The sequence below is a fragment of the Tessaracoccus lubricantis genome, assembly GCF_039544535.1.
GTDB classification, from domain to species: Bacteria; Actinomycetota; Actinomycetes; order Propionibacteriales; family Propionibacteriaceae; genus Arachnia; species Arachnia lubricantis.
Window position 1 is genome coordinate 77,580 of the sequence record NZ_BAABLV010000012.1, and the last position, 20,960, is coordinate 98,539.

Consider the following 20,960-nt stretch of genomic DNA (forward strand, 5'->3'; position numbering starts at 1 on the left):
CGTGCTCGACGCCTTCGTCTTCGGCTGCTACATCGCCGCCGCCCTGCTGTTCATCCTCAGCATCGTGGGGCTCGCCAAGCAGACCACCGCACGCGCCGGCAACGCCTACGGCATCGTCGGCATGACGCTGGCCGTGGTGGCCACCGTGACGCAGACCTTCGCCTCCCAGTGGAACCTCCTCGGCTTCGCCCTCCTGGTGGTCGCGCTGGTGATCGCGTTCGCCGTCGGCCTGCTGTACTCGGCACGGGTGGCCATGACCGGGCTGCCCGGCCTCGTGGCACTGTTCAACGCGTTCGGCGGGCAGGCCTCGGCCTTCGTCGGCATCAACTCCGCGCTGGGCGTGGAGGGTTACCCGCTGCTCTCCGAGCAGATCGTGCACGGCGTCGAGGTGTGGGCGGCCGTCTTCGTGGGCTCCCTGACGTTCTCCGGCTCGATCGTGGCCTGGGGCAAGCTCAACGGGAAGATCACGTCCAAGCCCACCTCGGTGCCCGCCAAGAACCTCGTGGTCGGGTTGCTCGTGCTGGGCCTCCTCGGGTCCCTGGCTTGGCACCTCGTGTCCCCCAACCTGTGGGCGCTGGTCATCGCCCACCTGCTGGGCTACGCGTTCGGCGTGATCATGGTGCTGGCCATCGGCGGCGCGGACATGCCTGTGGTGGTCAGCTTCCTCAACTCGTTCTCCGGGTGGGCCGGCGCGCTGTCGGGCTTCGCCGTGGGCTCAGACCTCCTCATCGTGGCGGGCACCATCGTGGGCCTGTCCGGGATCATCCTCTCGGTCGTCATGGCCCGCGGCATGAACCGCTCCATCGCCAACGTCCTGCTGGGTGGCTTCGGCACCGGCGACTCCACCGGGGCCGCCGTCGCCATCCTGGACGCGGAGGGCAACCCCAAGCAGGCCATGATCACCACGGTCGACGAGGTGGCCGCCCGGCTGGCGGACGCCCGCCGCGTCGTGATCGCCCCCGGCTACGGAATGGCGGTGGCGCAGGCCCAGCACCCCGTCGCTGAACTGGCCAAGCGGCTGATCGGCAACGGCGCCCAGGTGCGCTTCGCCATCCACCCCGTCGCCGGCCGCCTCCCCGGACACATGAACGTGCTGCTGGCGGAGGCCCACGTCCCCTACGACATCGTGATGGAGATGGACGAGATCAACGACGACTTCCGCGACACGGACGTGGTGCTGGTCATCGGCGCCAACGACACGGTCAACCCGGCCGCGCTGGAGCCGGGCACGCCCATCAGCGGCATGCCCGTGCTGCGGGTGTGGGAGGCGGAGCGGGTGGTCGTCTTCAAGCGCTCGATGGGCGCCGGCTACTCCGGGGTGGAGAACCCGCTGTTCTTCGAGGACAACACCGACATGCTGCTGGGTGATGCAAAGGCGAGCGCCGACGCGCTGGTGGCAGCGGTCGGCGCTCTCGTCTAGGTCAGGGCCCGGGGCGGTTACTCCCCGAGGATGCCGTGGACGAAGCCCTCGGGGTCGAAGGGCGCGAGGTCGTCGACGCCCTCGCCCAGGCCCACCAGCTTCACCGGGACGCCCAGTTCGCGCTGCACCTGGATCACGATGCCGCCCTTGGCGGACCCGTCGAGCTTGGTCAGCACGATGCCGGTGACGTCGACCACCTCGGCGAAGATGCGGGCCTGGGTCATGCCGTTCTGCCCCGTGGTGGCGTCCAGCACGAGCAGCACCTCGCTGACGGGGGCCTTCTTCTCGATGACCCGCTTGACCTTGCCGAGTTCGTCCATGAGGCCGGTCTTGGTGTGCAGCCGGCCCGCGGTGTCGACGATCACGACGTCGACACCGTCGCGCGCGCCCTTGTCCACGGCGTCGAACGCGACCGAGGCGGGGTCCGCGCCCTCGTCGGAGCGGACGGTCTCGACACCGACGCGCTCGCCCCAGGTGGCGAGCTGTTCTGCTGCCGCGGCGCGGAAGGTGTCGGCGGCGCCGAGTACGACCGACTTCCCCTCGGCGACCAGCACGCGTGCCAGCTTGCCCACCGTGGTGGTCTTGCCGGTTCCGTTGACGCCGACGACGAGGACGACGGCGGGGTCGCCGTCGTTCGCCGGGGTGAGGTTGAGGGAGCGGTCGAGCGTCGGGTCCACCAGCTTCAGCAGTTCGGTGCGCAGCACGTCCTTGGCCCGGGCGGGGTCGGCCACGCCGTCGATGGCCAGCTCCTTGCGGAGGGCCTCCGTCAGTTCCGTCGTGGGGCCGACGCCGAGGTCGGAGGTGATCAGGGTGGTCTCGAAGTCCTCCCAGACCTCCTCGTCGATCCTGTCGGCACTCAGCAGGTCGCCCAGCGCACGCGCGAGCGCGTTGTTGCTGGTGGAGAGCCGGCGACGCAGCCGCGCCCACCGGGAGCCGGGCGCCTCGGGCGTCTCGACCGTGGGCTCGACGACGACGGGCTCGGGCTCGACGACGGGCTCCGCGGGGGGCTCCGTCGGCACCACCGCCTCGGGCGCGACGACGGGCCCTTCGATGTCGGTGGGCTCGATCTCCGGCTTGGCCTCAGCCTCCAGCTGCCGCTGGCGACGGCCCTCTACCGTGATGATGATGCCCGCGATGATGATCGCGACGCCGATGACGGCGATGATTACCCAGAAAAACCAATCCACGCGGTCATCCTAGCCGGGGGCCCTTCCCCACGGACGTGCGCCTCCGCCACCGGTGCGGATCAGCCGGCCTCCTCGGCCAACCGCTGCGACACCACCGTGGAGATGCCGTCGCCGCGCATGGTGACGCCGTAGAGCGAGTCCGCGATCTCCATGGTGCGCTTCTGGTGCGTGATGACGATGAGCTGCGACGAGGCCCGCAGCTCCTCGTAGATGCCCAGGAGGCGGCCGAGGTTGGCGTCGTCGAGCGCCGCCTCCACCTCGTCGAGGATGTAGAACGGGCTGGGCCGCGCGATGAACAGCGAGACGAGGAAGGCGACCGCCACGAGGGACCGCTCACCGCCCGAGAGCAGCGACAGTCGCTTGACCTGCTTGCCGGCAGGACGGGCCTCGACGTCGACGCCGGTGGTCAGCCAGTTGCCCGGGTCCGTGAGGACGAGCTTGCCCTCACCACCGGGGAAGAGCCGCGCGAAGACCTTGTCGAAGCTGGCCTCCACGTCGCGGTAGGCCGCCTCGAAGACCTCCTGCACCCGCTTGTCCACCTCGGCGACGATGTCGATGAGGTCCGCCCGGGTCTGGCGCAGGTCCTCGAGCTGCTCGGCGAGGAACTGATGGCGCGCGGTCATCGCGTCGAACTCCTCGAGCGCCAGCGGGTTGACCCTGCCGAGGACGGCGAGGTTGCGCTCCGCGGCGCGGAGGCGGGCGGTCTGCTGGTCGCGGTCGAAGCGCACGGGCTCCGGCTGCTCGTCGTCCTCGGTGAGGGCCGTGCCGTCCGGCCGGGTGATGACGGGCACCAACTGGTCCGGGCCGTACTCCGCGACCAGCTGCGCCGGCTCGAGGCCGAGCTCACTGAGCGAGCGGTCCTCCAGCTGCTCGATCCGCATCCGGTGCTCGATGCGCACCATCTCGTCGCGGTGGGCGCCGCGCACGATCTCGTCGAGCCGTTGGGATGCGGCCTTGGAGGCGTGCCTGGCCTGGGTGGTGCCGGACTCCGCCTCGCGCCGGGCCTGGTCTGCCGCGTCGCGCTGCGCCGAGGCCCGCTGGCGGGTGGCCTCCACGCGCTCGGCCAGGACGAGGGCCGCCTCGTGCACGACACGGGCGATCTCGCCCTCGCGGCGCAACTGCTCCGCGCGCTGTCTGGCCTTCGCGCGTGACTGCCGCTCGTGCTGCGCGGCACGCAGCAGCGACTCCGCCCGCCCGGCGATGGCCTTGATCTGTTCCTCCACGGAGCGCAGCGCGAGCCTGGCGTCCATCTCGGCCTGGCGTGCGCGGCGGGCGTCGGCCGCCTTCTCGTCGCGCTCTGCCGGGTCTGGCTCCGCCACGTCCTCCTCGGCGGATGCGGCCTCGAGCCGCTGGGTCAGCTCGGCGAGCTGTTCCTCGTCGCGGGCGCGCGCCGCGCGGGCGGTCTCGATCGCCTCGGCGAGACGCTCGGCCTCCTTCGTGGCGGCTGCCTGTGACTGTCGGAAGGAGCCCAGCTGGTCGGCGACGGCGGCGAGTTGGGCGTCGGAGTCGTGCAGGGCCGACAGCGCGTCGGCCTCTGCCCGCCTGGCTGCCGCGAGCTGGGCGTCGAGCTCCTCAGCGGCGAACCGGAGCCGGTCGGATTCGTGCCCGGCTGCGGCCAGGGCGTCCTCCGCCTCGGTCAGTTGCGCCTGCACCTCGAGCAGCGACGGCGCGGCCGCCGTGCCGCCCTCCACGAGCCAGGAGGAGAACAGGTCGCCGCCCCTGGTGACGACGGTGAGGTCCGCGTGGGCAGCAGCGATCGCGGCGGCCTCCTCCGGCGTGTCGACTGCGACGGTGTGGCCGAGGACGGTGTGGAGGGCTTCGGTGAGAGGCTCTGGGGCCTCGACGAGGGCCAAGAGGGGGGTCAGCCCATCGGACGTCGACGCGGCTGCGGTCTCCGTGGGCCCGGAGGCGGCCGCGGAGGCGACGATCAGCGGGGCTCGACCGAGGTCGTGGTCCGCCATGTGCCGTGCGGCGGCGAGGGCGCCGTCGAGCCCCTGCACGACGACTGCCTCGGCCAGGCCGCGCAGCGCGGCCGACGCCGCGGCCTCCCAGCCGGGTGCCACGGTGAGGAGGTCGCTGAGCCTGCCCACGACGTCGGTGCGGCCGGCCTCCAACAGGTCCGCGGACCCGTCCTTGCGCTGGGTGAGGAGGCGCAGGGCCTCGGCGCGGGCCGTGAGGGCGGCCCGCCGCTTGGCGACGTCGGCCTCCTGCGCCTTGATGCCCGCGGCCTTCTCCTCCAGGGCCTCCAACGCGTCCGCGGCGCGCTCGTAGTCGGCGTCCAGGTCCGACTCCGAGGCGCCCAGCCCGGCCAGCGACGATTCGGTCTGGTGGTACCTGGCCGCCGCGTCCTCGGCGCGGGCGAGCGCCTCCGCCCGTCGCGCGTCCAGGCGGGCGATCTCCTCGTCGGAGGCCTCCAGGCGCGACTTGATGGAGTTGACCCGGCCGGTGAGCCGCGCCAGGCCCTCGCGGCGGTCGGCGATGGCGCGCAGCGCGGAGCTGTACGCCTGCTCGGCAGCGGCATGTTCCTGCTCGGCCCCGTTGCGACGCAGCGTGGCGTCCGTCAGCGCGGCGTTGGCGGCCTCGGCCTCGCGGCGCAGGCCCTGCTCCTTGACGCGCACGTCGGCCGCCTCCGCCTCCAGCGCCTCCGGGTCACGCCCGCCGACGTCCAGCGTCGGCTGGTTCTCCCCCGCCCGCATGCGCTCCGCGGAGATCGAGACGGTGGTGGTCACCCGCTCCCGCAGCCCGGCCAGGGCGTACCACTGCTCCTGCGCGGCATCGAAGTCACCCGCAGCCGCCCGAAGCCGCCGTTCGGCCGCCTCCTCGGCCGCCTGCGCATCGGCCACCGCCCGCTCGGCGCGGGCCTTCGCCTCCTCGGCGGCCGCCTCGTCTGCCAGCTCTGCCTTCAGCCTGGCCTGCGCGGTGGAGAGGTCGTCCGCCAGGAGGCGGGCCTTGGCGTCGCGCAGCTCGGCCTGGATGACGGCGGCCTTGCGCGCGGCCTGCGCCTGCCGGCCCAGCGGCTTGAGCTGGCGCTGCAGTTCGCCCACCAGGTCCTGCAGCCGCTCGAGGTTGGCGTTGGTTGATTCGAGCTTCCGCAGCGCCTTCTCCTTGCGCTTGCGGTGCTTCAGCACGCCCGCGGCCTCCTCGATGAAGCCGCGCCGCGACTCCGGGGTGGCCTGCAGGATCGCGTCGAGTTGGCCCTGGCCGACGATGACGTGCATCTCCCGGCCGATGCCCGAGTCGCTGAGGAGTTCCTGTACGTCGAGCAGGCGGGCGGGTGTGCCGTTGATGGCGTACTCGGACCCGCCGGAGCGGAACATGGTTCGGGTGATCGTCACCTCGGCGTACTCGATGGGCAGCGCGCCGTCGGTGTTGTCGATCGTCAGCTCGACCTCTGCGCGGCCCAGCGGCGCCCGCTTCGCGGTGCCGGCGAAGATGACGTCCTCCATCTTCCCGCCGCGCAGCGTCTTGGCCCCCTGCTCGCCCATCACCCAGCTGAGCGCGTCGACGACGTTCGACTTGCCGGACCCGTTGGGCCCGACGACGCAGGTGATGCCCGGTTCGAAGACCAGCGTCGTCGCCGACGCGAAGGACTTGAACCCGCGCAGGGTCAGCTTCTTGAGGTACATGTCAGACGGTGTGCCTCTCCTCGACGCGGTCCTCGGCGACCGTCAGCTTCGCGTGGCGCACCGCGCGGAAGGTCCAGAGCTTGTTGACCACGAAGTTGATCGGCATGGTGATGAGGATCGCGATGAGCTGGGACCAGTACTCGCGCGACTGGAGCCCACGCTGCTCGTGGAAGTACGGGTCTGGCAGGTAGAGGGGGCTGGTGGGGTTGGTCATCAGGATCTTGAGCACCAGGCCCACGGCTGCGGCGACCGAGCCGACGGCGAGGAAGGGCCAGAACTCGGCCCACCAGCGGGCGTGCTTGGTGCTCTTGAACGTCCACCAGCGGTTCAACTGGAAGTTGTAGAGGTTGGCCACGAGGAACGCCACGATCCACACCACCGCGGTGAAGCGGATGTTGAAGTCACTGCCCGGGATGGACCACACCACGTCCTGGGCGTTCGCGGAGCCACCGTTGAGCCGGTTCATCACGACGGCGACGACCATGTTGACGAGCACGCCTGAGCCGCCGACGATGCCGAACTTGAGGAACTGCCCGGCCGACCTGCGGTACCGGGCCTTCTGCTGGTCGTTCACGGACGTCCTTTCGGGGCGGGTTGGCAGCCCGGGCAGAGGTATGAGCTGCGGTTCATGAAGACCCGACGCACGATGGGGCGGCCGCACCGGTTGCACGGCTCGCCCTCCCGACCATAGGCGTTCAGCGACCTGGAGAAGTACCCGGACTCACCATTGACGTTCACATAGAGGCTGTCGAACGACGTGCCGCCCTGGTCGAGCGCCTCCGCCATCACCTCGCCGGCGGCGCGGATGAGCCCGACCGCCTTGCGGGGCCCCAGCTCGCCGGTGGGCGTGTCGAAGTGGATGCGGGAACGCCAGAGGGCCTCGTCGGCGTAGATGTTGCCCACGCCGCTGATCAGCGACTGGTCCAGGAGTGCCCGCTTCACCGTCGTGCGCTTGGCGCGCATCCGGGCGGCGACGGCCCGGGCGTCGAAGGCGGGGTCGAACGGGTCGAGCGCGATGTGGGGGACGGGGCACGACGCCAGGCCCGGCCGCAGGTCGAGCCCGCCGAACATCCTCTGGTCGACGAAGCGCAGCTCGGTGCCGTCGTCGAGGCCGAACACGATGCGGGTGTTGCGCACCAGTTCGTCGCCCGGCGCGTTGAAGCGGAACTGGCCGCTCATGCCGAGGTGGGCCACGAGGGCGTCGTCACCCAACACGGCCCAGAGGTACTTGCCGCGGCGGCGCACGCCGTCGATGCGGCGGCCGGCGAGGTCCGCGCGGAATCCGTCGGGGCCCACGGGGTGGTAGCGGACGGGCCGCGGGTGCAGGACGGAGACGTCGGTGATGGTGAGCCCGGTGGCGTGCCGGTCCAGCCCGAGGCGCACGACCTCGACCTCGGGGAGCTCAGGCACCGGTCAGCTCCGCCACGGCCAGTCGGGCGGCGATCTGCTCCGCGCGCTTCTTGCTGGGGGCGGTCCCCTCCCCCATGGGCCGCTCCTGGACGTGCACCACAGCCGTGAAGGTGCGCTGGTGGTCCGGCCCCGTGCCGGTCACCGCGTAGCGCGGCAGGCCCCAGCCGTTGGCGGCCGTGAGTTCCTGCAGGACGGTCTTGTAGTCGGCGTAGTCGCCTGACTCTGCGGAGGCGGCGATCAGCGGGTCGAAGTTGTGGTGGATGAACCGCGCCGAGGCTTCCGGGCCCTGGGAGAGGTGGATGGCGCCGATGACGGCCTCCATCGTGTCTGCCAGGATCGACGTCTTGTCGTAGCCCTTGGTGGCGATCTCGCCCTTGCCGAGGCGCAGGTGCGTGCCGATCCCGAGCGAACGGGCCAGGTCCGCCAGGGGCACCGAGCTCACGACGGAGGCGCGCAGCTTCGCCAGGTGGCCCTCGGCCAGCTCCGGGTAGCTGCGCACGATGTGCTCCGTCACCACGATCTGCAGCACGGCGTCACCGAGGAACTCCAGCCGCTCGTTGGACGCCAACGAGTTCTCGTAGGCGTAGCTGCGGTGGGTGAAGGACAACTCAAAGAGCTGGGCGTCCACCTCGACGCCCAGCTCCTTCAGCTGGTTCTCAAGCCTGCTCATCCCCGGGCTCGCGGGGAGAGCCGGCTCAGGCCTCGACGACCTGGCGGCGCGAGCCGCGCGGGCCGTACTGGCCGCAGCTCGGGCACGCGGTGTGCTGCAGGTGGGGCTCACGGCAGGCGGGGTTGGCGCACACAACCGTGGGCACAACGCTCGCCTTCCACTGCGCACGGCGCGAACGGGTGTTGCTACGCGACATCTTCCGCTTCGGAACTGCCATGATCTTCTCCTAGATTTCAAGCAAGGTCAGTTGGTGGTCTCGCCGAGCAGTCCAGAGAGACCCTCCCAACGGGGATCGATCTTATCCCCGTGGCTGTGAGCCGGATCGTGGTTGCGGTTGAAGCCGCACTCGGGGCAGAGCCCGAGACAATCCTCGCTGCACAGTGGCGTGAACGGCAACTCGAGCACCACAGCGTCGCGCAGGGTCTCGTCCAGGTCGATCGTCTCGTCGACCACGACGCTCTCGTCCTCATCGACCTCGCGGCCGGGATAGAAGAAGAGTTCCTGCACATCGAAGGACGCTTCGTCCTCGATGTCATCCAGGCATCGGGCACACTGGCCGTGCAGCTGCACGGTTGCCGTCCCCGTCACCAGGATGCCTTCGACCACCGCTTCGAGCTTGAGGTCAAGCTCGATGTCGGAGCCCTGTGGCACTCCGATCACTTCGATGCCAAGGTCGGCGGGCGCCGGGACCGTCTCGTGGATCACCTTCGTGGAGCCCGCACTCCGACCAAGCTCGTGCACCTCGAGAACGAGGGGCGAGCGACGATCGCGGTGGTGCTGTACGGGTGACACGTCGGAATCCCTTCGCCTAACCGTCCATGACCTCGTCATGACCGACTGCCAACTCTACCGAAGTTCCAGACGCGCACCAAATCACAGGGCGCGCTTGCGGGCCAGTGCCGCGGCGACGTTGGCTGGCACGTACTTCGACACGTCGCCGCCCAGGTTGTGCACCTGCCGGATGATGGTCGACGACAGCGTGACGTGTTCCCTGGCGGCGGGCAGCAGGACGGTGTCGATGTCGCCCATGTCGTGGTTCATGTGGGCCTGCTGCAGCTCGAAGTCGAAGTCGGCACCGAAGCGGATGCCCTTCACCACCGCCCCGATGCCCCGCTCGCGGCAGAAGTCGACGAGCAGCCCGTCCATCGCCTCGACGGTCACGCCCGTCAGGCCCTCGGCGGCCTCCTCGACGAGGGCGACCCGCTCGTCGAACGAGAACAGGTACTTCTTGGTCGAGTTGTTGCCGATGGCCACGACCACCTGGCCGAAGAGTGCGTGCGCGCGCCTGATGATGTCGAGGTGACCCACCGTGATGGGGTCGAACGAGCCGGGGCACAGGACCTTCATTCGGGTGAGCCTAGCGCACGGGTCACTCGACCGAGCCGTAGTACAGCACCGTCTCCCCGTAGCGCTTCTCCCAGGTCTCGGTGAAGGCCGGGGGCCACTGCGGCGCGCGGTCGCGCTTCGAGCGTTCCACGACGACGAGCCCGCGCTCGGCCACGACCCCATCCGCCAGCCCCGCCAACAGCCGCTCGACCTCCTCCGTGGTGACGCCGTAGGGCGGGTCCATGACCACGAGGTCGAACGAGCGGGTGGCCCCGTCGACGTAGGTCTGCGCCTTGGCCGCGCGCACGTCGGCCGACACCCCGATGCTGCGGGCGTTGGCGGTGATCAGCGCGGCCGTCGCCCTGTCGGACTCCACGAGCACGACGGGGTGCGCGCCCCGGCTGGCGGCCTCGAGGCCGATGGCCCCCGAGCCCGCGAACAGGTCGAGCACCGAGTAGCCGTGCAGGTGCTCGGCGGCGTCGTGGTCTGCGGTGTCGAACCAGTTCACCAGCGACGAGAAGAGCCCTTCGCGGGTGCGGTCCGTCGTGGGGCGGGTGGTGTCGCCCTTGGGGGTGTCGAGGCGGCGGCCCTTGGCCCTACCGGCGATGATGCGGCTCACGTCTTCTCCATCCAGTCGGCTGCGGCGACCTCCTCAGCCTTGGCCATGAGGTCTGCCAGCAGCGGGTCGGTCCCGGCACGCGGGTCCGCAAGGACCTGCTCGGCCAGGGTCTTGGCGCGCCGGATCACGTCCGCGTCGTCGAGCGCCCGCAGCAGCTTGAGGGAGCCGGCCCCTGACTGGGCCGCGCCCAGCACGTCGCCCTCACGACGCAGCTGCAGGTCGAGCTCTGCCAGCTCGAACCCGTCGGTGGTCTTCGTCATCGCGGTCAGCCGCGTGTGCGCGTCGAGGTTGTCCCCCACCGCCGCCAGCAGGAGGCACAGCCCCGCGTGCCCGCCGCGCCCGATGCGGCCGCGGAGCTGGTGCAGCTGCGACAGGCCGTACCGGTCGGCGTCCATGATGACCATGACGGTGGCGTTGGGCACGTCGACGCCCACCTCGACCACCGTGGTGGCCACCAGCACGTCGAGCTGGCCGGCTGCGAAGGCCTCCATCGCCGCGTCGCGGTCCTGCACGTGCTGCTTGCCGTGCACCACGCCGACGCGCAGGCCCTGCAGCGGCCCGGTGGCCAGCTGGGGCGCGAGGTCCTCGACGGCGGTGAGGCCCTCCCCGTCCTTCGCGGTGATCGCCGGGCACACGACGAACGCCTGCCGCCCGGCAGCGACCTCCTCGCGGATCCGCTCCCAGGCCCTGGCCACCCAGCCGGGGTTGCGCTGGGTGTCGACGAACACCGTCTGCACCTCCGCGCGGCCGACGGGGCGTTCCCGCAGCTCACTGGTCTCGAGGTCACCGAAGACGGTCATGGCGATCGAGCGCGGGATGGGCGTGGCCGTCATCACGAGCGTGTGCGGCCTGGCGGCGGCCTTGGCCGACAGCGCCGCGCGCTGTTCGACGCCGAACCGGTGCTGCTCGTCGACGACGACCAGGCCCAGGTCGAAGAACTCCACGGGGTCTGACAGCAGCGCGTGCGTGCCCACGACGATGCCGGCCTCCCCGGTCACGATCGCGTTGAGCGCCTCGCGCTTGGCCGCCGTGGAACGGGAGCCGGTGAGCAGCACCACGTCCGTGGCCTCGGGGTGTGAGCCCAACGAACGGCCCTGCCCCAGGTCACCCATGAAGCGCGTGATGGTGTGGAAGTGCTGCTTGGCCAGCACCTCGGTGGGGGCCAGCAGGACGGCCTGGCCGCCGGCATCCACCACCGCCAGCATCGCGCGCAGCGCCACGAGCGTCTTGCCGGAGCCCACCTCGCCCTGCAGGAGCCGGTTCATGGGCGCGGCGCGGGCCAGCTCGTCGAAGACCTGTTCGCCGATCGACACCTGCCCCGACGTGAGCGCGAACGGCAACCGCTCGTCGAAGGCGTCCAGCAGCCCGCCCACGCGACGGGGGCGCGGCGTGGCGTGCTCCCCCGCGTACTGGCGGCGCCGCTGGGCCATCGCCAGCTGGATGCCGAAGGCCTCGTCGAACTTGAGGCGGGCCTTGCCCACCTCGGCCTGCTGCCGGTCCGTCGGCTGGTGCACGGCGGTGAGCGCCGCCTGGAACGGCAGGACCCCGGCCTCCTGCACCACCCACTCCGGCAACGTGTCGCCCGCGACGGCGGGCAGCGCCATCTGGATGGCCTCGGCGATGACCCAGGTGGGCAGCTTGCCGTGCGCCGGGTAGAGGCCCACCAGCGTGGATCGCTGCACCGCGCGGCTCATGGCCGCCCTGGTCTGCTGCTTCTCGTTCTTCGGGTTGCGCACGGCGGCGCCGTCGAGCATCACGAACTGCGGATGGGTCAGCTGCAACTGGTCGCGGAACATGCCGACCTTGCCGATGAAGATGCCGCGGCGCTCCCCCGACAGCAGTTCGCTGACCCACCAGTCGGCCATGGCCTGCGCCCTGCCCTGTGAGCGGGCGTCCTTGGCGCGCGGCATGAAGAACGTCACGTCGACGTCGGTGAAGCCGTCGGTGATCACGGCGTTGACCCGGAGTTGGCCGTGGGACCCTGCCTGCGAGGCGCCCTTGACCCGGGCCACGAGCGCGGCGTCCTCGCCGATCCGCAGCCCGGAGAAGTCCGACATCTCCGAGCCCGCCAGGTACCTGCGCGGCACGTGCCGCAACAGGTCGTCGACGGTGTGGATGTCGAGCTTGGCGAACTCCTTGGCCGTGGGCCCACCGACGACGTCCGCGAGGCGCCGGTGCAGTTCACGGTAGATGGTGGTTCGCCACATGCGCACAACCCTACCGACCGCGCCCGACACTAGATTGGACCACCATGTACCGCCTGATCTTCTGGCCGGTCCTGATGCCGTCGTTCCTGTTCGCCGTCGGCAGCGGGGCCATGCTCCCCGTGATGGTGCTGGCGCTGCTGCAGCTCGGGGCGTCCGAGGCCCTCGCCAGCGCCACCATGGCGCTGTTCGGCGCGGCCGCGCTGGTGGTGACGGTGCCGGTGGGTGCGCTCATCGACCGGGTGGGCGACAAGCGGGCGATGACGCTGGCCACGGCGTCCTCCGCCGTGCTGTTCGGGCTCACGGTGGTGGCGCTGGCCAACCCGTCGTCGTACTCCCTGCCGCTGTTCGTCGGGGCGCTGGTGCTCCAGACGCCGGCGTCGGTGGCCTGGAACCTGGCCCGCCAGGCCATCCTGGCGGAATCTGTGCCGACGGCGCAGCGCGGGCTGGCCATGACCGCGCTGGGCGGCACGATGCGGGCCGGCAACCTGGTGGGGCCGCTGTGCGGGGCGCTGCTGCTGCTGTGGCTGCCGCTGTGGTCGGTCTTCGTGTTCGGGGCGGCGATGGCCGTCGTGGCCACCGGGATGCTCTACGTCAAGCGCCTCAACCGCGCCTTCGACGCGCATGTGCAGCAGAGCATCGCCGCCCACGCGGAGGACCAGGACACGGTGGGCGTGCGCTGGGCCGCGGTGACGCTGGCCGGCCTCGCCATGACGGCGCTGACCATCGCCCGCATCGGGCAGCCGATCCTGATCGCGCTGTGGGGCGTGCACCTGGGGTGGAGCGAGGCGCAGATCTCCTTCACCGTGGCGCTGGGCTCCGGCATCGAACTGCTGCTGATGTTGCCCGGTGGCCATCTCAAGGACGCCATGGGGCGGGCGTTCACCCTCGTGGCCTGCCTGCTGGTCTACGGCTCCGGGTTCGCGCTCGCGCCGCTGTGGCCCACGTCCGCCGGGTTCGTGGCCGCGGTGGTGGTGATGAGCATCGGCAACGGGCTGGGGGCCGGCATCAACATGACCATCGGGGCGGACCTGTCCCCCGTACGCGGGCGGGCGAAGTTCCTCAGCATCTGGGCCATGTTCAGCCAGGGCGGCGCGCTGGGTGGCCCGCTGCTGATCTCCGGCCTGCTGGCGGCGGCGTCGCTGCCGACGGCGATGTTCGCCGTCGCCGGGATCGCCGGGGCCGGCGCCGTGTGGATGGGAGGGTGGGCCCGCTTCGTCGGGCTGCCCGGCCGGGCACGCTGACACAGCAAAACCGGCGGCCCGCTCAGCGGACCGCCGGTTTCAGCTGTCTCAGTTCAGCGCGAGACCTTGCCAGCCTTCAGGCACGAGGTGCACACGTTGACGCGCATCGCGGTACCGTCGACGGTAGCGCGGACACGCTGGATGTTCGGGTTCCAGCGACGGTTGGTCTTCTTCTTCGACCAGGGCTTGTTGTGACCGAAGCCGGGTCCCTTGGCGCAAACTTCACACTTGGCAGCCACTGGAATCTCCTTGTTGGTTCGTTTGGGGGTTCACCTCCGAAAAGGCAACCGCACAATGTTAACCCGTCGCGAACGGATTCGCCAAACCGGCCGAGGGCCTCAATCCCCCCGTCGGCTGGCCATCGCGTTGACCTCGTACGACGTGTTGGTGGCCTCGAAGAAGTTCACCAGTTGCAGGGTGTCGTTGGCGGTGGCCATCCACTTCGCGGGGTTGGCCACGTGGTACTCGGGCTCGAAGCCCAACTCCTCCAGTCGCCGGTCCGTGAGGTAGCGGACGTAGTCGTTGACCACCTCCGCGTTGAGGCCGAGGATGCCGCGGGGCAGCAGGTCGCGGTTGTAGGCGACCTCCATGTCCACGGCAGACAGGATCATCTGCCTGATCTCGGCCGCGAACTCGTCGGTGGCGACCTCCGGGTTCTCCTCGAGCACGGTGAGGATGAGGTTGATGCCGAACTTCAGGTGCAGCGACTCGTCGCGCACGATCCAGTCGATCAGCGAGCCGAAGTTGCGCAGCAGGTTGCGCTGCCGGAATGACAGCGCAACCATGAACCCCGAGTAGAACCAGATGCCCTCGAGGATCACGTTGTAGGCCACCAGGTTGCGCACGAAGTCCCGCTTGCCCGCCACCGTCGAGATGTCCAGGCCCTGCTCGGTCATGCGCCTGATGTAGCGCACCTCGAACTCCTCCTTGGCCGCCATCGACGCGACGTCCACGTGCGCCCCGTAGGCCGCCTCGCGGTCGACGGGGAACGTCTCGAGCACGTACTCGAACGCCATGCAGTGGTTGGCCTCCTCCCACATCTGCTTGGCCAGGTACAGGTGTGCCTCAGCGGCGTTGACGTAGGGGTACACGCCGAACGCGAGTGCCTTGTTGACCAGCAGTTCGTTGGGGTTGAAGTAGCTCATGAGGTAGGTGAGCGCGTGCCGTTCGTCGTCGCTCATCCGGTGGAAGTCCGCCAGGTCCTCGCCCAGCTGGATCTCGTTGGGGAACCACGTGTTGGCCACGGCCTGGTCGTACAGGTCCATCGCCCACGGGTACGTGACGGGTTTCAGCAGGAGCCCGTCCTGGATGCCGGTGCCGAGAATGCCCATGTCTGTCTCCTTCGTCCTCTTGTTCGTCACTGGCAGGAATCGCACTGCAGGCGTTCCTGGGGGTCGACGGGGCAGGCTGCACCGTCGACGACCTCGATGGCCTGCGGCTGGAGCGCCACGACGGCGGGCCGGGCGGCTCCGAAGCCTCGGCGCGCCCCTCCCCCGGCGCCGGTGAGCTCGGCGGCCTTGTTGACCTTGACAGTGCTCTGCTCCGCGGTGTGGCGCGGCATCATGTGCAGGTAGTAGGTGGTCTTGACGCCCATCCGCCACGCCAGCTGGTACAGGTCCTCCATCGTCGAGACGTCCCGGTCGGCGAGGTAGATGTTGCGGCTGATCGCCTGGTCGATCCACTTCTGGGCCCGGGCCGCCACGTGCAGGTAGGCGGCGGGGTCCACCTGGAAGCTGGTGCGGTAGGTCTCCTTCAGGCGCGCCGGCACTGCGGGCAGCACGCTGAGGTCGCCCTGGCTGCGCAGGAGGTCGTCGCGCACCTCCTCCCAGAGGCCGAGCGCCTTGAGGTCGGCCACCAGGTTGCGGTTGACCTCCAGGAACTTGCCCGACGACGTCGCCCGGCTGAACAGCTGCGAGAACTGCGGGTCGATGCCTGGCGTGGTACCGGCCACGAGGCCGATCGAGGCCGTCGGGGCGATCGCCAGCAGCGTCGCGTTGCGGATGCCGCCACGCACCTTTGCCCGCAGGAGATCCCAGTCGAGCCGCGCCGTGCGGTCGACGTCGACCCGTACGCCGCGGTCGCGTTCGAGGGCCTCGAGCGAGTCCAGCGGCACCCAGCCCTGCGACCAGCGGGAGCCGGCGAAGTTGGGGTACGGCCCACGCTCGCGCGAGAGGTCGCAGGAGGTGTCGATCGCGTGCCAGCTGATGAACTCCATCACCTCGTCGACCAGGTCGTAGGCAGCTGGGGAGTCGTACGCGTGGCCCAGCCTCTCGAGCACGTCGGTCAGGCCCATCACGCCCAGCCCGACGGCGCGGTTCTCGCGGTTGGCGCGCTCGGCCTCGCCCACCGACGAGATCGTGATGTCGACCAGGTTGTCGAGCTGCCGCACGGCGGTGCGGACGGTGGCCGCCAGCTGGTCCCACTGGAAGGAGCCGCCGTCGAGGTGCCGGGCGAGGTTGACCGAGGCGAGGTTGCACACCGCGACGTTGTCCTCGTCCTGCGGCAGGCAGATCTCGGTGCACAGGTTGGACAGGTGGATGGTGCCGGTGTTGTTGTTGAGCGCGCGCGTGTTGATCGTGTCCTTCCAGGTCAGCCACGGGTGCGACGTGGTCTGGAGCGTCACGAGGATCTGGCGGTACTGCTCGCGGGCGCGGACCTTGCGGAAGCGCACCAGCTCGCCGCTCTCCGCCAGCGCGACGTACTCGGCGTAGCGGGCGGAGAACGCCGCCCCGTAGAGCTCCACCAAGTCGGGGGTGTCGAGGGGGTCGAACAGGTACCAGTCGGCGTCGTCGGCCACCCGCTTCATGAACTCGTCGCTGATCCACACGGCGGTGTTGGCGGTGCGCACGCGCCGGTACGGGTCTCCGGAGTTCTGCTTGAGGTCGAGGAACTGGCCGAAGTCGAGGTGCCAGTTCTCCATGTAGAAGCACAGCGCGCCGAACTTCTTGCCGCCGCGCGAGACGGCGCGCAGCGTGGAGTCGATGGTGTGCATGAACGGGATCGGGCCGGTCGAGGTGGTCTGGTTGGACCGGATCGGCGAGCCCTCGCAGCGCAGCTTCGACACCGACAGACCGATGCCGCCGGTGCCCTTGGTGAGCCACATCACGTCGCGCACGGACTTGCCGATGTGCTCGATCTGGTCCTCCAGCTGCATGACGAAGCAGTTCGACAGCTGCGCGTAGCTCGTGCCCGCGTTGGCCAGCGTGGAGCCGGCGGCGAGGTAGCGCAGCTGGCTCATGGCGTCGTACAGCTCCAGCGCCACCGACGTGGGGTCGGCCTCGTTGAGGCTGAGCCCCATCGCGACGCGCATCCAGAAGAACTGCGGCACCTCGAGGGGCAGGCGGCCTGCGGCGGTCAGGAGGTAGCGGTTGCGCATGGTGGTCACGCCGATGTGGCGCAGCAGGTCGTCGCGCTCGGGTCGCAGCGCCCGGGCGAGCACCTCCAGGTCGAACGACGTCGCCAGCCGCGCATCGAGGAGCCCGGCGGCGACTGCGTGGGTGATCGTGGGGCCGAAGTGCGCCACGTGCAGCTGCCGGATGGTCTCGGGGGCGCCGTCGCCGAACAGGTCGTGGGTGTCGCCGAAGACCGCCTTGTAGATGCGCTTGACGAGCAGGCGGGCGGCGATGGTGTCGTAGGCCGGGTCGTCCTTGACGTTGGCGAGCGCCACCTGGATGACGGCCTCGTCGAGTTCCTCGGTGGTGATCTGGTCGAAGAGGGTGATCTCGACCTCGGACTGGAGCTGGACGGCGCGGGTGAGGTCGTCGTCGAGACCCCGGGCGGCGTCGACGATCGACGCGGCCACCTCCCCGCCGTCGTACGGGACAAGGGAGCCGTCGCGTTTGCGGACACGGATGGACATGGGTGTTTCCTCGCACTCGGTGTGGAGTTCGAGAGGAGGCGGAGCGTCCTGCGCTGGCGGGGCCGTTTCCACGCGGCTCTCGAACCGGACCCCGCGGATGCGGGGCCACGCAGGCAGGTCTTCGGACTCGTGAGCCACCTACTGGCCGTCGCTTCCCGGGGATCACCCAGTGCCGATGACGGCGTTCGTTCTCACTCACCGCTGCGGGACAGTTCCGGATTCACACCGGATTCCCTCTTAGCCGCTGCCCTCGCGGGCGGCGGAACCATGCGATGTCGCCACCATATCTGGTGAATCACATCGATGTAAACACCACATGTAGGAATGCAGAAGGGGCGGGCGACCAGGTCGCCCGCCCCTCCCGGGTGGATCAGCGTCCGCGTCCGCCGCGTCGGCGGCCGTTGCCGCCCTTGCGCTCGCCACCGTCGGCGGGGGCCTGCGAGTCCACGGGCTCCTCGAAGCGGTGGTAACCGGAGCCGTTGCAGTGCTCGCAGGGCTCGGTGAAGGCCTCCTGGAGGCCGGTGCCGATGCGCTTGCGGGTCAGCTGGACCAGGCCGAGGCTGGTGACCTCGGAGACCTGGTGGCGGGTCCGGTCGCGGCTCAGGCACTCGACGAGCCTGCGCAGCAGCAGGTCGCGGTTGCTGGGCAGGACCATGTCGATGAAGTCGATCACGATGATGCCGCCCAGGTCCCGCAGCCGCAGCTGGCGCACGATCTCCTCGGCCGCCTCCAGGTTGTTGCTGGTGACGGTGGCCTCGAGGTTGCCGCCGGCGCCGGTGAAGCGGCCGGTGTTGACGTCGATGACGGTCATGGCCTCCGTGCGGTCGATCACGAGCGAGCCGCCCGACGGCAGGAACACCTTGCGATCGAGCGCCTTGGCGATCTGCTCGTCGATCTTGAAGCGCGCGAAGACGTCCTTGCCGTCCTCGCCCACCTCGAAGCGCTCGACGCGCTCCGCCAGGTGTGGCGCCACGTGCGAGACGTAGGCGGAGATGGCCTCGAACGAGTCCTCCTGACCGCCGTCGCCCTGGACGATCAGCTGGCCGAAGTCCTCGGTGAACAGGTCGCGCACGATGCGCAGCGTCAGGTCGGGCTCGGAGTAGAGGGCCTGCGGCGCCCCACCCTTCGTCGACTTCTTCTCGATGACCTCCCACTGGGCCTTGAGGCGGTTGACGTCGCGGACGAGCTCCTCCTCCGGGATGCCCTCCGCGGCGGTGCGCACGATCACGGACTCGTTGTCCGAGATGAGGCCGCTCAGGATGCCGCGCAGGCGGTTGCGCTCCGTGTCGGGCAGCTTGCGCGAGATGCCGGAGAGGTGGCCGCCCGGCGAGTAGACGATGTAGCGGCCGGGCAGCGAGATGTGGCCGGTGAGGCGGGCACCCTTGGCGCCGACGGGGTCCTTGGTGACCTGCACCAGAACCGACTGGCCGGACTTGAGCACGTTTTCGACCTTGCGGTTCTCACCCGTGACCTCGAAGGCGTCCCAGTCCACCTCGCCGGCGTACAGCACGGCGTTGCGTCCGCGGCCGATGTCGATGAAGGCCGCCTCCATGCTCGGCAGCACGTTCTGCACCTTGCCGAGGTAGATGTTGCCGATCAACGACGCGGCCGAGGCCTTGTCGACGTAGTGCTCGACGAGGATGTCGTCCTCGACGACGGCGAGCTGCGTGTACTCCTCCGACTGGCGGATCACGAGCTTGCGGTCCACGGACTCGCGGCGGGCCAGGAACTCGGCCTCGCTGAGGATGGGGGCGCGACGGCGGCCCGCGGCGCGGGACTCCTTGCGGCGCTGGCGCTTGGCCTCCATGCGGGTGGAGCCCTCGATGCCGGTCACCTCGTCGTCGTGGCTGCCCTCACCCGAGGAGTCGCCGTTGCGGCGACGGCGACGCCTGCGGCGGCGGATGGTGCTGCCGTCGCCGTCGGCGTCGTCGGAGGAATCGGCGGAGTCGCCGTTGTCGTCCGTGTCGGTGTCAGAGGAGTCGGCCTGGTCCTCATCGGAATCCTCGGCGGAATCGTCCTCGTCACTCTCGGCGTCGCCTCGACCGCCACGGCGGCGACGGCGGCCACCACGGCGACGGCGGCGGCGGGCAGGGCGGTCGTCCTCGGCCGAGTCCTCGTCGTCGGCGTCCTCTTCCGCGGCGTCCGCAGCGGTGTCGGACTCCTCGGCCTCCTGGGCGTCGGATCCCGCTTCGGTGGACTCCTCGTCTTCCTCGCCCTCCTCGTCGATCACGGTGGCCGTGCCTGCGACGCCGGCCGCGATGGCACCGGCCAACGCGGCGAGCTGGGCCTCACGGGCCTCTGCCGTCATGAACGGGTCGCTGAGCACGGCCTTGCGCGCCTCGGCGACTTCCTCGGCCGCGCGCAGGGCGGCGGCGATGGGATCCTCGTCGGGGTTGGCGGCGGTGCTGCGCGGCTCGGGTGCGGCGGCCGGGCGGCCCGCACGGCGGCGGCGCGCGCGGGGCGCGGCCTCCCTCGGCTCCTCAGACGCTGCGTCGACCTGCTCCGACTCGGGCTCCGCCGGCGCCGCAGCGGCGGCAGCAGGCTCGATGGCGCGGGCCTCGGGGCGGCCCCCGATGGCCGCGGGCTCGCGGGGGGCCTCCGCCTCCGGCGCCGCGGCCTTGCGCGTGGCGCGACGGCGGCGGACGGGCTGCACCTGCTCGGCCGGCGCCTCAGCGGCCGCAGGCTCCTGGCTGGCGGGCTCCGCGACCGGCTCCGGGGTTGCGTCGGCGGCGACCTCCGGGGCCTTCTCAGCGGCGGCCGCCTTGCGGGTGGCGCGGCGACGGACCGGCTTCTGCTCCGCGGCGGGGGCCTCCGGCTGGACCGCCTCGGGCTGGGCGACCTCCGCCTGGGGTGCCTGGGCTACCGGCTCCGGCGACTCGGCCGGGGCGTCGGAGCTCGTGGGCTCGACGTCCACCTTGCGACGACGGGTGGTGGTGGTGCGGGTGGCGGGCTTGGTCGAGGCGCGGCGACGCTTGGGCGTCAGGTCCTCGGCGACGGGCTCTGCCGCTGCGGGCTCAGTGGCCTGCGGGGCGCTGGGTTCAGCAACTGGCTCCGGCGCGACGGGGGCGGAGGGTTCAGGGGCGGCGGCCGGGGCCTCGACCTGCGCTGCCGGGGCCTTGGGGGCTCCGGCGGGGCGGGAGGCGGCGCGACGGCGGCGCTGCACGGGGGCGGGGGTGGTGTCGCTTTCGGGCGTCACCTGTTCATTGTTCTCTGATGTGAGCATGCGGCTCCTTACGCGCACTGGGCGCGGACCGGGCACAGCGGGCTGTGCCTCAAGACTGTGGTCCTCTGATGCCAGCGAGCAGTCGCGGCAGGGATTGTGCCGCGGTGCAGTCTCGCTGCCCCAGGGTGGCACCGGGCGGCGCCATGACCTTGGGCCATTGTTCCACACATCG

Annotated in this window: 16 protein-coding genes and 1 riboswitch; of the genes, 2 read left to right on the forward strand and 14 right to left on the reverse strand. The window is 70.6% G+C overall.

The window, feature by feature from the left end:
• The first annotated feature begins 1 nt into the window (after position 1).
• Complete coding sequence (locus tag ABEA30_RS03740) at positions 2 to 1,420, forward strand: NAD(P)(+) transhydrogenase (Re/Si-specific) subunit beta (protein WP_345579167.1); 1,419 nt, start codon at positions 2 to 4, stop codon at positions 1,418 to 1,420.
• A gap of 17 nt (positions 1,421 to 1,437) precedes the next feature.
• Here ABEA30_RS03740 and ftsY read toward each other — a convergent pair whose 3' ends face one another.
• The 10 genes from ftsY to ABEA30_RS03790 form a co-directional block, all read right to left on the reverse strand.
• Positions 1,438 to 2,607, reverse strand: a complete 1,170-nt coding sequence (gene ftsY / locus ABEA30_RS03745; protein ID WP_386086232.1) for a signal recognition particle-docking protein FtsY — start codon at positions 2,605 to 2,607, stop codon at positions 1,438 to 1,440.
• Positions 2,608 to 2,666: 59 nt separating this feature from the next.
• Positions 2,667 to 6,233: a chromosome segregation protein SMC gene (gene smc, locus ABEA30_RS03750; protein WP_345579169.1), complete on the reverse strand. Its 3,567-nt coding sequence runs from the start codon at positions 6,231 to 6,233 to the stop codon at positions 2,667 to 2,669.
• Between the two features lies 1 nt (position 6,234).
• A complete protein-coding gene (locus ABEA30_RS03755; protein ID WP_345579171.1) occupies positions 6,235 to 6,807 on the reverse strand; it encodes a GtrA family protein in 573 nt (190 codons plus the stop codon).
• Positions 6,804 to 7,643: a bifunctional DNA-formamidopyrimidine glycosylase/DNA-(apurinic or apyrimidinic site) lyase gene (gene mutM, locus ABEA30_RS03760; RefSeq protein WP_345579173.1), complete on the reverse strand. Its 840-nt coding sequence runs from the start codon at positions 7,641 to 7,643 to the stop codon at positions 6,804 to 6,806. The genes ABEA30_RS03755 and mutM overlap by 4 nt, the downstream gene beginning before the upstream one ends.
• Positions 7,636 to 8,313, reverse strand: a complete 678-nt coding sequence (gene rnc / locus ABEA30_RS03765) for a ribonuclease III (RefSeq protein WP_345579175.1) — start codon at positions 8,311 to 8,313, stop codon at positions 7,636 to 7,638. Before rnc ends, mutM begins: the two co-directional genes overlap by 8 nt.
• A gap of 25 nt (positions 8,314 to 8,338) precedes the next feature.
• Positions 8,339 to 8,530 carry a 50S ribosomal protein L32 gene (gene rpmF, locus ABEA30_RS03770; RefSeq protein ID WP_345579177.1) on the reverse strand — a complete coding sequence of 64 codons (192 nt, stop codon included), beginning with the start codon at positions 8,528 to 8,530 and terminating at the stop codon, positions 8,339 to 8,341.
• 26 nt (positions 8,531 to 8,556) lie between these two features.
• A complete protein-coding gene (locus ABEA30_RS03775; protein WP_386085457.1) occupies positions 8,557 to 9,105 on the reverse strand; it encodes a YceD family protein in 549 nt (182 codons plus the stop codon).
• Between the two features lie 81 nt (positions 9,106 to 9,186).
• Positions 9,187 to 9,660 carry a pantetheine-phosphate adenylyltransferase gene (coaD, locus tag ABEA30_RS03780; RefSeq protein WP_345579179.1) on the reverse strand — a complete coding sequence of 158 codons (474 nt, stop codon included), beginning with the start codon at positions 9,658 to 9,660 and terminating at the stop codon, positions 9,187 to 9,189.
• A gap of 22 nt (positions 9,661 to 9,682) precedes the next feature.
• Positions 9,683 to 10,258, reverse strand: coding sequence for a 16S rRNA (guanine(966)-N(2))-methyltransferase RsmD (rsmD, locus tag ABEA30_RS03785; RefSeq protein ID WP_345579181.1), 576 nt, complete (start codon positions 10,256 to 10,258; stop codon positions 9,683 to 9,685).
• On the reverse strand, positions 10,255 to 12,465 hold the full coding sequence (locus ABEA30_RS03790; RefSeq protein WP_345579184.1) for an ATP-dependent DNA helicase RecG: 2,211 nt from the start codon (positions 12,463 to 12,465) through the stop codon (positions 10,255 to 10,257). Before ABEA30_RS03790 ends, rsmD begins: the two co-directional genes overlap by 4 nt.
• 44 nt (positions 12,466 to 12,509) lie before the next feature.
• On the opposite strand from ABEA30_RS03790, the gene ABEA30_RS03795 reads away from it, so the two are divergent.
• On the forward strand, positions 12,510 to 13,706 hold the full coding sequence (locus ABEA30_RS03795) for an MFS transporter (protein WP_345579187.1): 1,197 nt from the start codon (positions 12,510 to 12,512) through the stop codon (positions 13,704 to 13,706).
• A gap of 53 nt (positions 13,707 to 13,759) precedes the next feature.
• On the opposite strand, the gene rpmB is transcribed toward ABEA30_RS03795, so the two are convergent.
• From rpmB to ABEA30_RS03815, 4 genes are all read right to left on the reverse strand, one after another.
• Positions 13,760 to 13,945 carry a 50S ribosomal protein L28 gene (gene rpmB, locus ABEA30_RS03800; RefSeq protein ID WP_345579190.1) on the reverse strand — a complete coding sequence of 62 codons (186 nt, stop codon included), beginning with the start codon at positions 13,943 to 13,945 and terminating at the stop codon, positions 13,760 to 13,762.
• Between the two features lie 99 nt (positions 13,946 to 14,044).
• Positions 14,045 to 15,037, reverse strand: coding sequence for a ribonucleotide-diphosphate reductase subunit beta (locus ABEA30_RS03805; protein WP_345579193.1), 993 nt, complete (start codon positions 15,035 to 15,037; stop codon positions 14,045 to 14,047).
• Between the two features lie 26 nt (positions 15,038 to 15,063).
• Complete coding sequence (locus ABEA30_RS03810) at positions 15,064 to 17,565, reverse strand: ribonucleoside-diphosphate reductase subunit alpha (RefSeq protein WP_345579196.1); 2,502 nt, start codon at positions 17,563 to 17,565, stop codon at positions 15,064 to 15,066.
• Positions 17,566 to 17,660: 95 nt separating this feature from the next.
• A riboswitch (cobalamin riboswitch) is annotated at positions 17,661 to 17,851 on the reverse strand.
• A gap of 84 nt (positions 17,852 to 17,935) precedes the next feature.
• A complete protein-coding gene (locus ABEA30_RS03815) occupies positions 17,936 to 20,788 on the reverse strand; it encodes an Rne/Rng family ribonuclease (protein WP_345579199.1) in 2,853 nt (950 codons plus the stop codon).
• Positions 20,789 to 20,960: the final 172 nt, after the last annotated feature.

Excerpts from the sequence above, each read along its gene's own strand:
- ABEA30_RS03795 (WP_345579187.1), top strand. The coding sequence starts at position 12,510 with ATGTACCGCCTGATCTTCTGGCCGGTCCTGATGCCGTCGTTCCTGTTC.
- rpmF (WP_345579177.1), bottom strand. The coding sequence starts at position 8,530 with ATGGCAGTTCCGAAGCGGAAGATGTCGCGTAGCAACACCCGTTCGCGC.
- smc (WP_345579169.1), bottom strand. The coding sequence starts at position 6,233 with ATGTACCTCAAGAAGCTGACCCTGCGCGGGTTCAAGTCCTTCGCGTCG.
- rnc (WP_345579175.1), bottom strand. The coding sequence starts at position 8,313 with ATGAGCAGGCTTGAGAACCAGCTGAAGGAGCTGGGCGTCGAGGTGGAC.
- ABEA30_RS03815 (WP_345579199.1), bottom strand. The coding sequence starts at position 20,788 with ATGCTCACATCAGAGAACAATGAACAGGTGACGCCCGAAAGCGACACC.
- ABEA30_RS03810 (WP_345579196.1), bottom strand. The coding sequence starts at position 17,565 with ATGTCCATCCGTGTCCGCAAACGCGACGGCTCCCTTGTCCCGTACGAC.
- coaD (WP_345579179.1), bottom strand. The coding sequence starts at position 9,660 with ATGAAGGTCCTGTGCCCCGGCTCGTTCGACCCCATCACGGTGGGTCAC.
- ABEA30_RS03805 (WP_345579193.1), bottom strand. The coding sequence starts at position 15,037 with ATGGGCATTCTCGGCACCGGCATCCAGGACGGGCTCCTGCTGAAACCC.
- ABEA30_RS03790 (WP_345579184.1), bottom strand. The coding sequence starts at position 12,465 with ATGTGGCGAACCACCATCTACCGTGAACTGCACCGGCGCCTCGCGGAC.